This window comes from Paenibacillus sp. sgz302164 (assembly GCF_056120505.1).
Genome location: NZ_JBVYOL010000006.1, coordinates 128,673 through 146,116, shown reverse-complemented (window position 1 = coordinate 146,116; position 17,444 = coordinate 128,673). Strand labels below are relative to the sequence as shown.

Sequence of the window (17,444 nt, the reverse complement as noted above, 5' to 3'; positions counted from 1 at the left end):
ATCCATGAACTTGAACATGAATGGGAGTGAAGCAAGTGCAATCGGTTTTTGAGAACGATCAAACCTATTGGCAGAACAAGTTTGACAGTGACGATCGGATTGTTTGCCTTTCCTATACGAGCGCGGCCCGGACGAAGTACGGCGATCGCAAGCTGCTGACGAAGACCGCCCAATTCCCCGCGAATTTGTCCGAACGAATCGCCGGGATTTCCGGCGGAGCCCCGTTAACCGCTTTTATGCTGCTGCTGGCCGGCGTTGAAGCTTTGTTGTATACCTATACGAACGAAGACACGCTGACCATAGGGGTCCCGACTATCGAATCGTCGGGCTCGGGAATCAATCCGCTGCTGCTGATCAAAAACCGGATCGAACCGAACATGAGCTACCGCTCGCTGCTGCAAAGCGTCAAAACGGCAGCCGCTGAAGCTTTCGAGCATCAGCAGCTCCCTTTTTGGAATTATACGGAGCAAATGGACATTCCCCGTCTTGCGGACGGCATTCCCTTGATACATACACTTGCAACGATGCGTCAGCTGCATTCCTTCAGACATGTAGAGCAAATTGCTCATGAACTTGCTTTTCACTTCGATATGGCCGGCGGCTCCGTCACGCTGGCTATTGAGTACGATGCGGGCCGTTACGACGAAGACAGCATCGCACGGTTGAGCGCGCATTTGCAGCAGCTTTTATCCGTCGTCTTGTTTCAGCCGGAGCTTCCGCTGGCGCAAGCCGAATTCCTGACGGATGCGGAAAAAGAACAGCTTCTGACGGGGTTTAATCCCGCATGGCTGGATTATCCCCGAGATCACACGATTCACGGCTTGTTCGAAGAGCAGGCGGCGCGCACCCCGGATTATCCGGCGGTTATTTTCGACGAGGAGCAGTTGACTTATCGCGAGCTGAACGAGCGGGCGAACCGGCTGGCAGCCCGCTTGGCGGCGGCAGGCGTGCGGCAGGAAGCGTTTGTCGGCATTATGGCGGAACGTTCGATCGACATGATCGTCGGCATAATCGCCGTGTTAAAAACCGGCGGCGCTTATGTGCCGATTGATCCGGAATACCCGGAAGAGCGGATCCGCTATTTGCTTGAGGATTCGGGCGCCGCTCATTTGCTCGTACAGGAAAGGCACCGCGGGCAAGCGTCGATATTCGCCGGCACGACGATTTCTCTTCATGATTCCCATGATTTGGAAGGGGGTTCCGGTGATGATTCCGGCCTTGGGGCAGCCGGCGATCCGCAAAGCCTCGCTTACGTCATCTATACTTCGGGATCGACAGGTAAACCGAAAGGCGTCATGGTCGAGCACCGCAACGTCGTTCGGTTGGTCAAAAATACGAACTATGCGCAGCTTGACGAGCACACGCGGATTTTGCAAACGGGCGCGGTCGTTTTCGACGCTACGACGTTTGAAATCTGGGGTGCGCTGCTGAACGGCGGGCGGCTGTATTTGGCGTCGTCGGACACCATTTTGAACGGTACGAAGCTGAAGCAGGCGATTCAAACATACGGCATCACGACGATGTGGCTGACGTCCCCGCTATTTAACCAAATCTCGCAGCAGGAAAGCGGAATGTTCGCAGGCGTAAGCACGCTGATCGTCGGAGGGGACGTGCTGTCCGTGCCTCATATTAACCGGGTGATGCTCGAGCATCCGTCGCTCCGCATCGTGAACGGGTATGGACCGACAGAAAATACGACGTTCTCGACCACATACTCGATCGAAAGCGAACAGTCGGAAGCCGTGCCGATCGGGCAGCCGATCGCGCATTCCACCGCTTATGTCGTGGACCGATATCAGAAGCTCGTACCGATCGGAGCTTGGGGCGAACTGCTCGTTGGCGGGGACGGCGTAGCCAGGGGCTATTTGAACCGCCCGGAACTTACGGCGGAGAAGTTTATCGAGCATCCTTTCAAACCCGGACAGCGCTGCTACAGAACCGGAGATTTGGCTCGCTGGCGCGCTGACGGCACGCTGGAGTATAAAGGCAGAATGGACGAGCAGGTGAAAATCAGGGGCTACCGGATCGAGCTTGCCGAAATCGAAGTCGAGCTATTAAAGGCGGAAAAAGTTCAGGATGCCGTAGTTATCGTCCGCGAGGACGAGCAGGCTCAAAAATATTTGTGCGCCTATTTTACGGCTCATGCGGCACTGTCCGCTCAGGAGTTGAGAAACGTTCTGCTGCAGGAGTTGCCGGGCTACATGGTGCCGACCTATTTCGTTCAAGTCGATGCCATTCCATTGAACCCGAACGGCAAAGTCGACCGGCGGGCGCTGCCCGAACCGGAATCCGCCCTGTCGGCAGGGGAGAACTGCGTGGCTCCCCGGACACCGGCGGAAATGCAGCTGGAAACGATCTGGAAAGACATTCTCGGATTGCCGAAGGTCGGGGTCACGGACAATTTTTTTGAAATCGGCGGGCATTCCTTGCGGGCGACTACGCTCGTATCCGCCGTTCATAAAGAGATGAACCGCAGCATCCAACTGCGCGACGTTTTTCAGCGTCCGACTATCGAGCAATTGGCTCTTTTGATTGAGGAACGGGAATATGTCCGGCACGAAGCGATTCCTGCCGCAGACGCAAGCGATACGTATCCCGTCTCATCCGCCCAAAAGCGGATGTACGCGGTCAGCCAATTGTCCGGTGCCGATCTCAGTTACAACATGCCCGGCGCGATCATCCTGGACGGGAAGCTGCAGCGGGAACGGCTGGAGGAAGCTTTCCGCAAGCTGATCGCGCGTCACGAAACGCTGCGTACGAGCTTCGAATCTTTGGACGGCGAACCGGTGCAGCGCATCCATCCGGAAGTTTCTTTTGCCGTCGAATATATGCAAGCGGGCGAAGCGGAATCTCCGGCGCTGGTGCAGGCATTCGTGCGGCCGTTCGATCTTCGGCAAGCTCCGCTTATGCGCGTCGGACTCATTGCCGTGAGCGAGCAGCGCCACATTCTGCTGTTCGACATGCACCATATCGTGTCGGACGGGGCGTCCATGAACGTGCTCATTCGCGAGTTTATCATGTTATACCAAGAGGCGGAGCCGGCTCCGCTGCGTATTCAGTACAAAGATTACGCCGCATGGCAGCTCCGCCAGATCCAAACCGAGCCGTATAAAGCGCAAGAGACGCAGTGGCTGCAAGCTTTTTCCGGCGAATTGCCTGTGCTTGATGTGCCATCGGATTTCCCCAGACCTGCGGTGAAAAGCTTCCTTGGAAACACCTATGAATTTGCTTTGGACAAAACTTCGAGCGATGCGTTAAAGCAAATCGCCGCCCAGACGGGCTCTACGCTATTTATGGTTCTTCTCGCCGCTTACACGGCTTTGCTGCACAAATATACCGGACAGGAAGACATCATCGTCGGAACTCCTGTCGCCGGCAGGCAGCATCCCGATCTGGAGCCGTTGATCGGCATGTTCGTCAATACGCTGCCGATCCGCAATTATCCGGCAGCCGGCAAAACGTTTGCCGGTTATGTGCGGGAAGTCAAGGAACACGCTCTGCAAGCTTTCGACAATCAGGCATATCCGCTGGATGACTTGATCGCGAGGCTCGAATTGAAGCGGGATATAAGCCGCAATCCGCTGTTCGATACGGCTTTTGTTTTGCAGCATGAGGAAGCGGTGGAAGCGGAAGTCGAAGGGCTCCGGGTCAGCGCCTATCCGAAGGAACATACCGTGTCCAAATTCGACTTGACGCTGTTCGTCTCCGAGCGGGGCGAGTCGTTGGCTTGCAGCTTTGAATTCGCGACCGCTTTGTTCCGGCGGGAGACCGTGGAACGGATGGCGGCGCATTTTACGCAGCTCGTTCAAGGTATCGCGGACAACCCGCAAGTGAAGCTGGCGGAACTGGACATTGCCACGGAAGCGGAAAAAACGCTAATTTACCGCCAATTCAACGATACGGCAACCGAATACCCGAGAGACAAGACGCTTCACGCGCTGTTCGAGGAGCAGGCTGCGCGCAGGCCGGACAGCGTCGCTCTTGTCTACGAGGGGGAAAGCCTCACGTATCGCGAGCTGAACGAGCGGGCGAACCGTCTGGCGCGGACGCTGCGGGCGGCAGGCGTGGAAACGGGGCATTTTGTCGGTCTGATGGCCGACCGCTCCTTCGATATGATCGCGGGCATTTTCGGGATTCTCAAAGCCGGCGCGGTGTACATTCCGATCGATCCCGAGTATCCGGAGGAACGCATCCGGTTCCTGATGGAAGATTCTGGGGCCAAGCTGCTGGTGACTCAGCAGCGGTTGGCGGAGCGCGCGGCGTTTGACGGCAAGCTCGTCATGTTGGATGACCCGTCATCCCTCGATGCGGACGGTTCGAACCTGGACGGCGGGGCGGGCGCCGACGATCTGGCCTATGTCATCTATACGTCCGGCACGACGGGCAAGCCCAAGGGCAATTTGACGACGCACCGCAATATCGTCAGAACGGTGGTTAACACGAACTATATCGAATTTAACGAGCAAGATATTGTGCTGCAGCTTTCCAGCTACTCGTTCGACGGTTCGACCTTCGATATTTACGGAGCGCTGCTGAACGGTTCGAAGCTTGTGCTCGTTTCCAAGAACAGCTTTTTGGAGATGGAGAAGCTTTCCCGGCTGATCGAAAAAGAACGCATTTCGGTCATGTTCATCACAACCTCTTTATTTAATGTGCTGGTCGATGAAAATATCGGCGCTCTCGTCTCGCTGCGCAAAATTATGTTCGGCGGGGAACGGGCTTCCGTATCGCATGTAAGAAAAGCGTTTCGCGCCCTGGGACCCGGCAGGCTGATCAACGGCTACGGACCGACGGAAACAACGGTATTTGCGACGTATTATCAGGTCGATTCGATCGACGAGCTTGCCACAAACCTGCCGATCGGCCGTCCGCTCAGCAATACGAAGATGTATATCGTCGATGCGGGAGACAGGCTGCAGCCGATCGGCGTAGCCGGAGAACTGCTAATCGCCGGGGACGGTGTAGCTCAAGGCTATTTGAACCGGCCGGATGTGACGGCGGCGAAATTCATGGACAGCCCCTTCGCAGCGGGAGAGCGGGTTTACCGTTCCGGTGACCTAGCCAGATGGCTGCCGGACGGCAATATCGAATATTTGGGCCGCATGGACGATCAGGTGAAAATCCGCGGCTACCGGATCGAGCTGGGTGAGGTGGAAGCGCAGCTGCTGAAGGCTGACGGGGTCAAGGAAGCCGTCATTATCGTCAGAGAGGACGACAATGGCCAGAAGCACCTTGTCGCATACTACACCGCCGAAAGGGAGTATGCGGGAAGCGAGCTCCGCGGCAAGCTGTCGCAGGAGCTTCCCGCTTACATGATTCCTGCCTATTTTGTCCAATTGGAGGAACTGCCGCTTACGGTTAACGGCAAAGTCGACCGCAGAGCGCTGCCTGCGCCGACGGATCAACTGCAAACAGGTTCCGAGTACGCTGCGCCCCGCACCAAGGAAGAGCATGCCCTGGCAGCCGTATGGCAAGCCGTTCTCGGGGTTAGGCAGGTCGGCATTTATGACAATTTCTTCGATCTTGGCGGCGATTCCATCAAATCCATTCAGGTGTCCTCCAGATTGCTGCAGGCCGGCTACAAGCTTGACATGAAGGATTTGTTCGAGCATCCGAACATAGCCGGATTGGGATCTTGCTTGCAGCCCGCTTCAAGGATAGCCGATCAGGGAGAGGTAACCGGAGAGGTTGGGCTTACGCCGGTGCTGCGCTGGTTCTTCGAACAAGGGCAGGATGAGCCCCATTACTTTAACCAGTCGGTCATGCTGTTTAAAGAAGAGGGCTTCGATACGGATGCGCTGCATCTGGCTTTGCGCGCAATCGCCGGGCATCATGACGCCTTGCGGATGGTAATCCGGCATGATGCGGACGGATTTGCGGCCTGGAACCGCGCCGCGGAAGGCGAGGGCGAGCTGTACAGCCTCGACGTTTTCGATTTCCGCGCGGAGGCCGATTGCGGCGAAGCTGTCGAGGCCAAAGCCGGCGAGCTGCAAAAGAGCATCGATCTTGGGGCCGGCCCTTTGATGAAGCTGGGGCTGTTCCGCTGTCCGGACGGGGATCATCTGCTGATTGCGATTCACCATGCAGTCGTCGACGGAGTGTCCTGGCGCATCCTGTTTGAAGACATTTTCTCCGCCTATGAGCAGGCGCTGAAAGGGATGGCGATTCAGCTGCCGCTCAAAACCGACTCGTTCCAAACGTGGTCGGAGGCGCTGGCGCAATATGCCGCAAGTCCTGCGCTGGAGAAGGAGCGGGCTTATTGGGCGCAGATTGCCGCGCTGGATTTCCCGGCTCTGCCGAAGGACGGCGAGTCCGGCGATTCGCGGATTATGGACAGCGACTCGGTAACGGCTCATTGGACGGAGCAGGAAACGGAGCTGCTGCTTAAAGTGGCGCACCGCGCCTATCATACAGAAGTCAACGATCTGCTGCTGGTGGCATTGGCGTCGGCCATCCATTCCTGGAGCGGCATCGATCGCATCCTGGTAAACCTGGAAGGGCATGGCAGAGAACCGATTGTACCGAATCTCGATGTCACCCGCACCGTCGGTTGGTTTACGAGCCAGTACCCGGCTGTTCTGGACGCGCATGCGGATACGGACATTTCCTATCTGATCAAATCCGTCAAGGAGAGCCTGCGCAAAATACCGAACAAAGGGATCGGCTACGGCATTGTCAAATATTTGACCCCGGACACCGATCGGGCCGTGTACGAGTTGTCGCCGCAAATCAGCTTCAACTATCTCGGCCAGTTCGATCAGGATTTGCAAAGGAACGCGATTCAGCCGTCCGCTTACTCCTCCGGCATGCCGATCAGCGAGAAGACGAAGCGCGCCTATTCGCTGGATATTAACGGCCTCATATCTGCAGGCCAGTTGGGACTTACTATCAACTACAGCGGCAAAGAGTACCGGCGGGAAACGATGGAACGCCTGGCCGAGCTGCTGATGTCAAGTCTGCGCTCGATTATCGACCACTGCTCGCAAAAAGAGCGGCCTGAGCTGACGCCAAGCGACCTCTCGCTCAAAGGAATGACGATTGAGGGTCTGCAGCGGCTGCTTGAGCAAACAGCGCCGATCGGCGAGCTGGAAAATGCCTATGCGCTTACGCCGATGCAGCAGGGCATGTTGTTCCACAGCCGGCTCGTTCCGCAGTCTTCGGCCTATTTTGAGCAGGTCAGTTACGACCTTGAGGGCAGTCTGGCGGTATCGGCTTTCCGGGAAGCCTTGCACCGGCTTGTGCAGCGGCACGCCATATTGCGAACCAATTTTTACATTGATATGAACGATAAGCCGGTGCAGGTGGTGTTTAAAGAGCGGAGTCCGGGGTTTTACTATGAAGACCTGCGCGGATTGCCCGACCCGGAACTGGCGGGCGCTGCGGATGCGTTCAAAGACGAAGATCGGGTTAGAGGCTTCGATCTGAGCCGCGACCCTCTTTTCCGGGTATCCGTCCTGCAGCTTGGCGATGATGTGTACCGCTTCATTTGGAGCTTCCATCACATCCTCATAGACGGCTGGTGCCTGTCGCTGCTGAACGAAGAAGTGTTCGAGCATTATTTCGGGCTGTTGGAAAATAAGGAAATCGAACTTGCGCCGCCACCTCCGTACAGTGCTTATATCGAATGGCTGGAGGACCAGAACCGGGAGGAATCGGCCCGGTATTGGAAACAGTATCTGGACGGCTATGAGCAGGAAACCCGCCTGCCTTCACAAAAACAGGCCGGTTCCACCGGAATCACCAAGAGGATGAACAGAGAAATAAGTGCGGAGCTGACAGCGCTGCTGAACCGGACCGCGAAGGAAAATCAAGTTACGATCAACACGTTGATCCAGACCGCATGGGGTATCCTGCTGCACAGGTACAACAATTCCGGGGACGCCGTGTTCGGAAGCATCGTATCGGGCAGGCCGTCGCACATTCCGGGGATCGAAACGATGGTCGGGCTTTTCATTAATGCGATTCCGGTACGCATCCGCTGCTCGGAGACCGAAACCTTTGCCCAGGTTATGCGCAGAACGCAGGCTCAATCGGTTGCCTCGCGGCCTCACGATACGTTCCCGCTGTTTGAAGCGCAAGCGCTGGCAGACACGCGGCATGATGTGGTCAACCATCTTGTCATTTTCGAAAATTACCCCGTCGATCAGCAGGTTGGCAAGGTCGACGCCGAACGCCGGGAACATTTCCGCATTTCCAATGTGGAGATGTTGGAACAGACGAATTATGAATTCAGTTTGTGCGTATTTCCGGGCGATACGATGTTGTTCAGCTTCGAGTACGATACGGGCTCGTTCAAAGAAGCGGACATGGAGAAAATTCGCGGACATTTTATACACATGCTTGAGCAGATTGTCGCTAACCCGCATGTACGTGTAGGCGATCTGGACGTGGTTGCCCAAGACGAGAAACGGCTCCTTCTGGAATCTTTTGGCAGCGTGAATCGGGAGCCAGCGCCGGAGTATGCCTTCCATTCGATATTCGAGGAGCAGGTTCTGCGAACGCCGGAAAAGTCGGCGGTTGTATTCAAACAGCACACCGTCACTTACCGCGAGCTGAACGAAAAAGCGGGCCGCCTGGCGAGCCTGCTGCGGGAGCAAGGCGTCGGCTGCGAATCTATCGTTTGCATCCTTGCGGACCGCGGCGTGGAATTGGTCATCGGCGTGCTTGCCGTGTGGAAAGCGGGGGGCGCTTATGTGCCGATCGATCCGGATTATCCCGCCGAACGCATCCGATATATGCTGAAGGACAGCGGCGCCAAGGTGCTCTTGACGCAAAGCGGCCTGAAGCAGCTTGCCGCCGACGCTTTTCATGCGGAAAGCGAGCTCGAGGCGGCGTTCCATCTCGATGACGATTCGCTTTACGAAGGGTTCCCGGCATCCGAGCCGTATGTCAACGAGCCGCATGATTTGGCCTGCGTGATCTACACCTCGGGAATGACAGACTTTCCCAAAGGCGTCATGGTGGAGCATGTCAGCCTGATGAACACGGCACTGGCCAATCGCAGGGAATATCGGTTGAACGAGTTCGATGTCCGATTGCTGCAGCTCGCCAACTTTTCGTTCGACGTGTTCGTTCTCGACATCGTCCGGACGTTTATGAACGGCGGAACGATGGTCGTCTGCCCGGCCGAAGACCGGATCGATCCCGCTCAATTGTACCGGTGGATCTGGGATTATGAGATTACGGTGCTCGAATCGACGCCGGCGCTCATTCTTCCGCTGATGGACTACCTGTACGCTGAAAATCTGGATATCGGCTCGCTCCGGCTGCTTATTTCCGGCTCCGACAGCATTAGTGTAACCGACTATCGGCGATTGCTGGAACGCTTCGGCTCGCACATGCGGATCGTTAACAGCTACGGGGTCACCGAAGCGGCGATCGATTCGAGCTTTTACGACGAGCCGCTGCCGCTGCTGCCTCCGGCCGGCCATGCGCCGATCGGCAAACCGCGTATGAACGCCAGCTTCTATATTCTCGACGCCCAGTTGAAGCTTGTTCCGGTGGGAGTGGCCGGCGAGCTATGCATAGGCGGAGCGGGCGTGGCGCGGGGCTATCTGAACCGGCCCGAGCTCAGCGCCGAGAAATTCATCCCCAATCCGTTCGTTCCCGGAGAGCGGCTTTACCGCACCGGAGATTGGGTACGCTGGACGGAGAACGGCAACGTTGATTTTATCGGCCGGATCGACTGCCAGGTAAAAATTCGCGGCTTACGGGTCGAGCTCGGCGAGATTGTGTCGGCGATGCTGCAGTTTGAAGGCGTTCGTCAAGCGATCGTTACCGATCGAAAAGACGAGCGGGGGCAGACGTATTTGTGCGGGTATACGGCCGGAGAAGAGTCTGTCGATCCGGAAGCGCTGCTGGCGCGCCTGCGGCAAACGCTGCCTGCGCATATGGTGCCGGCACGGATCATGCATCTCGAGCGGCTGCCGCTGACGCCGGATGGTACGCTGGACCGCAAGGCGCCGCCCGAGCCGGACGGAAGCGGCATTGCCGGAGAAAGCTTCGCAGCTCCGCGCAATGACACGGAGCAGCAGCTTGCCCGGATTTGGGAGGATGTGCTCGGTCTGACGGGAATCGGCGTCCAGGACAATTTCTTTGACCTCGGCGGACATTCGCTCAAAGTGCTTGAGCTCGTCGGCAAAATCGACAAGCAGCTCGGCCAGGAGCTCCCTCCGCGCGCCGTGTTTGATTCGCCGACGATTGAAGGTTTGGCGCTGAAGCTGGCGGCGCCTGATGCCGGGCAGTCTTTGCAGCAATATGCAACCAAGCTGAACGACAAGGGGCATATCAACTTGTTCTGCTTCCCGCCCATGCTTGGATACGGAATGGGCTTCGCCGAGCTGGCCAAACAGCTGAACGGGCACGCTGTCGTGTACGGGCTCGATTTCATCGATGACAACCGGGCGCAGCATGATCTGCTTGAACCATACATGCAGCTGATCGGAAGCATTCAAAACGAGTCCCCTTATGTGCTGCTTGGCTATTCCATGGGCGGCAATCTGGCGTTCGAACTGGCGAAGGCGATGGAAGCCAAAGGGTTCACGGTTTCCGACATCATTATGGTCGACTCTTTGCGAAGTATGGAATCCGGTTCATTAAGCCGCGAGAAAATGATCGAGCAGGTCGACCGCGCGCTGGAACAAGCGCCGGCTGCGTACAAGGAAGCGCTGAAGGGCAAATACAGGCAAAAAGTATATGCCTACGCAATGTACGGCAGCACAATCGTCAACACGGGCGTTGTACGGGCGAATATTCATACGCTTTTGTCGCCGCAGACAGCGTCGATGAAAGAAGCCGCCGACCCGGCAAGATCGTGGCGGCTATCGACGAACGGCGGTTACACCGCCGGACAGCTCACCGGTTTGCACGATGAACTTCTTGAAGCGGGCAACGTGGAGGACAATGCCGTCAAAATCCGGCAGATCTTAAACGAAATCGCCCAAATACCTGGCGGCGTTCATTAAAAAAAGAAAGGGCATCCGCTCCGGATGCCCTTTCAAAGCTTTGGGGCAACCGCGAGCGAGGCTGCCCCTTATTTCTTGCGGCCGCCCGGGCACGGCAGTCGTTCGCCTGCGAGAGCCGCGACAATCTGCTAGCGGCGCCTGAAGGGGGCTAACAGGAACTCTAGTCTTGGCTGCAGCCCTTCGTAAAGCGGCTCGGTTTGGCGAAAAACCTGCGAAAGTGCAGGCTTTTTCTGCGTCAGGGGTTCATTTGGAGGAAAAACCTGCGATTGTGCAGGAATTCCCGATAAAATGGGGCCGAATCGTGCGTACGAGCGGAAAAACCTGCACATTTGCAGGAATTTTTCGCTGCAAGCGTATCCGCGAGCAAAAACCTGCACTTTTGCAGGCTTTCCGCATCAGCACGTCGCGCACAGCCCCCACCGCGCGCAGCTCCCAGCACGCGATGCTGCGCTGAATGACGGCTGGCGGTCAATCGCACGCTTGGCGCCAAGCGGATGTGCTCGCGGCGCCAAGCGGATGCGCTGTTTCCTGATGCGCGGTGCCGGTGATCTTTTGGCCGACATCCGCTTTTCGGGTGGCCTTTTCATTATTTTAACAACTTTAAAAGTGCTAACTATTGGAAAAAAAGGTATAAATAGGTGTATTCTTGCTTGTAGCAAAGCAGAAAGGTGGAGAGAGATGACGACCAGCTACAGCAATATTCTTCGTCTGATAGCGATTGTCTGCGCAATTCTGGTATGGGGCCAGCCCGCGGCTCAGGCAAAGGCAAGCGCTCAATCGGAGTTAACGCAGCAAGACGTGAAAACGGCAGTCGATAATGCGATGAGCGGCGAACTGGAACGGCTTCATCTTCCGGGCGCAGCCGTCGTGATTACGCAGGGAGATTCCGTTCTTTTCAGCAGCGGCTACGGTTATGCGAATCTGGAAAAGAAAATAGCTATGGATCCCGCCAAGTCCGTTATCCGGCTCGGCTCGTTAGCCAAATCGATTACCGCTACCGCTGCGATGCAGTTGGTGGAACAGCAGAAGCTGGATTTGAATAAGGACGTTAACACTTATTTGAAAACATTTCAAACGACGCAATTCAAGGGTGAGCCGATCACGCTTCATCATTTGTTGACGCACACCGCCGGTCTGGATCAGGCCGTATATGCCGTGGATCGCAGCAGCGATATCGATCAGGTCGCCGAGGAGGCGTTTCTCCGCGATTTCTTTCGGCAGCAGCCGCCTGTCCGCGCCCCGGGGACGATGTATGAGTACAGCAACGTCGGCTTCGGGTTGGTCGGCAATCTGATTGAGCAAACAACGGGAGAAAAGTTGGACGCTTATTTAAAGCAGCACGTATTTCAGCCGATGGAAATGCCGAGCGCCGGTTTGGAGCTGGATAGGAGCAACGCTCAATTGGCTGTTTCTTATTCGTATGGCAAAAAAGGCTTCACCGTTGTTCCCTATTCGTACATCAGCCTGCCCGGAGCTGGTGCGCTAAGCATGACTCCCAATGATTTCGCGCATTACCTGATCACACATTTGAACGATGGCCAATATAATGGGCGCTCAGTATTGTCCAAAGAAACCGTCAGCAACATGCACGACAGGCAGTTTACCGCTAATCCGCGAATGGACGGGTTGGGCTACAGTTTTTTCAGAGGAGAATCGAAGAACGGAATCCCCATGCTGTGGGCGACCGGCGAAATAGATAGCTTCATTGCGAAAATGGCGCTGTTTCCCTCGGAACGGCTCGCTATTTTTGTGGCTGTTAACGGGGCGGATTCGGGCTTGGAGCTTCATAACCGCCTGGTGGACGCGATTAGCGGTTTGCTGAAAACTCCGCAGGGATCGGATAAGCGGCAGGAGCAAAATTTGGCCGGATCGAAAGATTGGGACATCGCTGGGCTTGCGGGAGTTTATCAAACCGGCATCAACCCGGAGCATGGCTGGGGGAAATGGCTGCGGTTTTTTGGAGGGTTCAGTTACAAAGTAACAGCGCTTGATGCGGATAAGGTTCAAGTAAGCGGAATTTTTCCGGACCGCGAAGCGCGGCAGTTGAAAACATTTCAACACCTTGGCGACGGTTATTTTCAGGAAACGGGAGGAGGGACGGAACACATCTCGTTCCAAAAGCTGAACGGAAACTGGGAACTGACGAATTCGGGCACTGTGACCGTGCCAAAAGTTTCGTTTCTGGAGAAAACAGGGATGCTGCTTGGTGTTTATATCGCAATCGCAATATTTTATGTCGTCATTTGTGCAGTTTGGCTGATCCGAATGTCCGTCCGTCTGGTCAAAAAAACGTCCGGCCCCATTTCGGGAAGCATCGCCGCAGTTGCACTGCTTAATACCATCTTCTTTTTGGTCCAGCTTTCGTACGGAAACAGCCAAGTCACATACGGTTATCCGCTCTGGTACCATTGGGGAGCGAGCTCGCTGCCGCTGCTTGCCGCCGTCATCGCCGTCTTCACCCTGTTCCAAGCCATTGCGGCGAAAAGAACGGCCAATCGCGTCTCAACGGCAAAGGCCGCGTTTTCAATCGCTACTTTGCTCATTACCGGATACTTGTTTTATTGGAATATGCTTTCCATCCATTATTCATAGGTTGTGCCATGGTCATTTCGCATGGAGGTAGGCGATGCCCAGCCCGCCGGTGACGGGATTTTCGTAAATTTCACAGTCGACATCGAACTTATCCCAAAAACGGTGGATTTTTTCCGGTATATGGGTTATATTAGGTAATACCTAATAAATTTAGTTGTTGCCTAATATGGAGGTGGTCAAATGATCGTCTGGATGCTGCGGAAAATAATGGCCGAAAGAGGCGTATGGACCGGCGCGGCGCTGGCCCGCTTGCTTAAGGAAAAGGCCGGCTATACGCTGTCCGCGCCTTCGATCAGCGCGCTGATGAACGAACAGCCGCGTCAGGTGAAAGCGGAAACGTTGGACGCGCTGTGCACTGCGCTCGCTTGTACGCCGAACGACTTGTGGGTATTTACGCCTGACCCGCTCAAACAGACAGGGCGAGAAAGCGAGGCTGCCGCGCCATGACGCAAAGAACGATCGTTCCGTTCGGCGATCCGATTCTCCGCAAAACCGCCAAGCCGGTCACCGAAATCAACGGCAAAATCATCAAGCTGCTTGAAGATTTGGCGGATACATTGTACGCCGCCGACGGGCGCGCAGGACTCGCCGCTCCCCAGATCGGCATTCTCCGCAGAGTGGTCGTCATGGATTGCGGCAGCGGGCTGATCGAGCTGATCAACCCGGAAATTGTCGAGTCGGGCGGCGAACAATTCGGGACCGAGGCCTGCCTGTCATTTCCGAATTATACGGGCAGCGTGAAGCGGGCCAGGTATGTGAAGGTGAGCACGCTTAACCGGCAGGGGGAACCGGTCACGCTGGAAGGGGAAGGATTTCTCGCCAGGTGCATGCAGCATGAAATCGATCACCTGAACGGCGTGCTTTTCGTCGATCACGTCCGCGATCCGTTTCTCGTTCATGAGCATACGCAGCATAAAGTCCGGCTGCTTGACGTCATTCGCCTGTCACGGCCGCAATAGCGCAAACAATAAAACCGCTGAACCCGCAGGGATAACCCTGCGGTGATTCAGCGGTTTTTCATATTATGCACGAACACCGCAGTAGGAGCATTTACCATCTTTTGAAGCGATTATTGCCAATCAACAATTTGCATACTACTCCTATACATGGATGGTAAAAGGAGTGAGCATATGGACCGGCCTGCAGTCTCACCGTACCTTTACATCCGGCTGCGCCGGAGAGCACGGGTCCGCAAAGGAAACAGCGTACATTTGGGCGATATCGCCCAAATGATCGTCGAACCCGAATATGAAGACCGGCTCAGCCGAATCGTCATTTATACATCGCGGCACGAAGACGGCAATCGCGTTCTGATCGACATGATGCAGATCGTCCGCGCGATCAAGGAGCGCTTCCCGGAGCTGCAGATCGAGCATTTCGGAGAGCCGCACGTTCTTTTGGAGATTTGCACCGACGACAAGCGTCCCAATCCGCTGCTGATCGGCATCGTCTGGCTGCTGTTGTTTATCGGCTCGGGCCTCGCGATTATGAACTTTCATGCCGACGTCAGCATGCTCGAAGTGCACCAGAGAATTTACCGGCTGATGACCGGCAAAACGGTGGAACATCCGCTTATGCTGCAAATTCCTTATTCGCTCGGCATCGGCGTGGGGATGGTCATTTTTTTTAACCATTTGTTCAAGAAAAAATTCAATGAAGAGCCGAGCCCGCTTGAGGTCGAAATGTTCATGTACCAGGAAAATGTGAACCATTACGTCATCACGGAGGAGTACTGCAAAATACACGAAAGGAATGACGCCAAGTGATCATGGCGGTCGTTGAAGCGGCAGCGGCGGCTTTTGTCGGGCTGTCGGGGGGAGTTGTCGTCGGCAGCGGGATGGTCGCTTTTCTGGTCGTGCTGGACATCATTCCGCGGCTTGTGCAGATTACCCGGTCGTTCAAACAGATACATGCCTATGAAGCGGCAGTCGTAGCGGGATCGCTTGTGTTCACCTGGGTCGATTTCTGCGAGCTGCGGCTTCATTTATTTCCACTTGGCGCCGCGTTCGTGGGTCTCTTTGCCGGATGCTTCGTAGGCATGCTGGCCGGAGCCCTGACGGAAATTGTCAATGTGCTGCCGATTTTGGCGAAACGGGTGGGCATGGGCTCTTATATGATTTTATTTTTGATGGCGATGATTTTCGGCAAAGTGGTCGGCTCGCTTTTCGAATGGCTGTTTTATTGAAGCAGGAAAATACGCGGGGAGGTATGAGGCATGAAAGTGATCCTGAAAAAAGGCGGAAAGAACGGCGATGGTTCGGACAATTCCAAGCTGGCGGTAGACGAGGAAGGCAACTTGCATCCGTATGAGCCGGAAATCGATATGACGGCAGAGGAAAAAGAGTTAAAAACGCAGGAAAGCATTCCGGACCGTCTTGAAATAGTCAAGAGGGTCCTTGAAGAACGCGTCGGGTTCAACAAAAGCTTCGATCTAGTGTTCAGGGAGATGGTGTTCGGGTCCGTCAGAGCCGGCCTCTTTTTTTGCAACGGGTTTGCCAAAGATTCCGTGCTGACCGATATTATTACCCGTTTGTCCTACGCGTCCCGGGAAAGCGTCACGCCTCATACGGTCGAGTCGTTTGCGGACTATCTCGTCCCGCACATCCAGGTCAAAACGTATGAAAAAATGTCCGAGGTTATCGGACAAGTGCTGATGGGCGGAACGGCGCTGTTCATGGAAGGACAGACGGCAGCCATTACGATCGATGTCAAAACGTTTCCCGTCCGCTCTGTCGAAGAGCCGGATTTGGAACGGGTCGTCCGCGGCTCGCGGGACGGGTTCGTCGAAACGCTGCTGACCAACGTGACGCTGATCAGACGCAGGCTGCGCGACGAGAGATTGAAGCTGGAAATTGTCCAGGTCGGCAAACGGACCAAGACCGACATATGCGTTTGTTACATCAACGATATCGCCGATCCCAACCTTGTGGAATCCATCAAAGATAAAATTAAAAACGTCGAAATCGACGGACTTCCGCTTGCCGAAAAGCAGCTGGAGGAGGCCGTGCTGAACAAAGGCTGGAACCCGTATCCGATGGCCCGCTATTCGGAGCGGCCGGACGTAGTGTCTGCCCATCTGCTCGAAGGCCATGTAACGATTTTGGTCGATACTTCGCCGAGCGCGATGATTTTGCCTACGACGTTTTTCCACCATGTCCAGCACGCGGAGGAATACAGGCAAACCCCGTTTATCGGGACCTATCTTAGGTGGGTGCGCTTTGCCGGCATTGTGGCTTCTTTGTTTCTGCTCCCGCTGTGGGTCCTGATCGTCCAGGATTCGTCGCTCAAGCCGGCCGGCCTTGAATTTATCGGACCGCAAAAAGCGAGCCATTTGCCGGTGTTTTTGCAGTTTTTGCTGGCTGACATCGGCATTGACCTGATGCGGATGGCCGCCGTGCACACGCCGACACCGCTTGCGACCGCAATGGGGCTGGTAGCCGCCATTCTCATCGGCGATATCGCGGTCAAAACCGGGCTGTTTATTAATGAAGTGATTTTATACTTGGCGGTGGCGTCCATAGGCATGTTCGCAACGCCGAGCTATGAATTGGGGCTGGCAAACCGGATAACGCGGCTGGCGCTGCTCGTAGCCGTGGCGATTTTCAAGGTGCCGGGCCTGATCATCGGCGGAACGCTGTGGCTGCTGCTCCTGGCGACCCGGAGATCGTACAACTCGCCGTACATGTGGCCGTTTATTCCGTTTAACGCCAAAGGATTTTTTGCGGTATTGGTGCGCCAGCCCGTGCTTTCGGACAAAACCCGGATGAGCCTGACAAAGCCTGTCGACGGGACACGCCAGCCCAAATAACAGCACGGCATGTATTGTCAAAAGCGCTTCCAGTGTGATACTTTTAATTGTAATGTACACAAGGAAGAGGGAAACCAGAG

7 protein-coding genes are annotated in these 17,444 nt (G+C 55.5%); all 7 read left to right on the top strand.

Translation table 11 applies throughout. The features are described 5' to 3' along the window. The first annotated feature begins 35 nt into the window (after window positions 1–35). The 7 genes from AC0LWT_RS11970 to AC0LWT_RS11940 all read left to right on the top strand — a co-directional run bounded on the left by AC0LWT_RS11970 (window position 36) and on the right by AC0LWT_RS11940 (window position 17,364). Window positions 36–10,964, top strand: a complete 10,929-nt coding sequence (locus tag AC0LWT_RS11970) for an amino acid adenylation domain-containing protein (protein ID WP_474681478.1) — start codon at window positions 36–38, stop codon at window positions 10,962–10,964. A 678-nt stretch (window positions 10,965–11,642) separates the two neighbouring features. After that, window positions 11,643–13,556, top strand: coding sequence for a serine hydrolase domain-containing protein (locus tag AC0LWT_RS11965; protein ID WP_474681477.1), 1,914 nt, complete (start codon window positions 11,643–11,645; stop codon window positions 13,554–13,556). A gap of 180 nt (window positions 13,557–13,736) precedes the next feature. Further along, the gene (locus AC0LWT_RS11960; protein WP_474681476.1) at window positions 13,737–14,003 is read left to right on the top strand and encodes a helix-turn-helix domain-containing protein; all 267 of its coding nucleotides are present in this window, start codon (window positions 13,737–13,739) and stop codon (window positions 14,001–14,003) included. Continuing rightward, complete coding sequence (gene def, locus AC0LWT_RS11955) at window positions 14,000–14,515, top strand: peptide deformylase (RefSeq protein ID WP_474681475.1); 516 nt, start codon at window positions 14,000–14,002, stop codon at window positions 14,513–14,515. The genes AC0LWT_RS11960 and def overlap by 4 nt, the downstream gene beginning before the upstream one ends. 171 nt (window positions 14,516–14,686) lie before the next feature. Further along, window positions 14,687–15,322, top strand: coding sequence for a stage V sporulation protein AA (locus AC0LWT_RS11950; RefSeq protein WP_474681474.1), 636 nt, complete (start codon window positions 14,687–14,689; stop codon window positions 15,320–15,322). A gap of 2 nt (window positions 15,323–15,324) precedes the next feature. Beyond that, the gene (locus tag AC0LWT_RS11945; RefSeq protein ID WP_474681679.1) at window positions 15,325–15,741 is read left to right on the top strand and encodes a stage V sporulation protein AB; all 417 of its coding nucleotides are present in this window, start codon (window positions 15,325–15,327) and stop codon (window positions 15,739–15,741) included. A 30-nt stretch (window positions 15,742–15,771) separates the two neighbouring features. Next, the gene (locus tag AC0LWT_RS11940; RefSeq protein WP_474681473.1) at window positions 15,772–17,364 is read left to right on the top strand and encodes a spore germination protein; all 1,593 of its coding nucleotides are present in this window, start codon (window positions 15,772–15,774) and stop codon (window positions 17,362–17,364) included. Window positions 17,365–17,444: the final 80 nt, after the last annotated feature.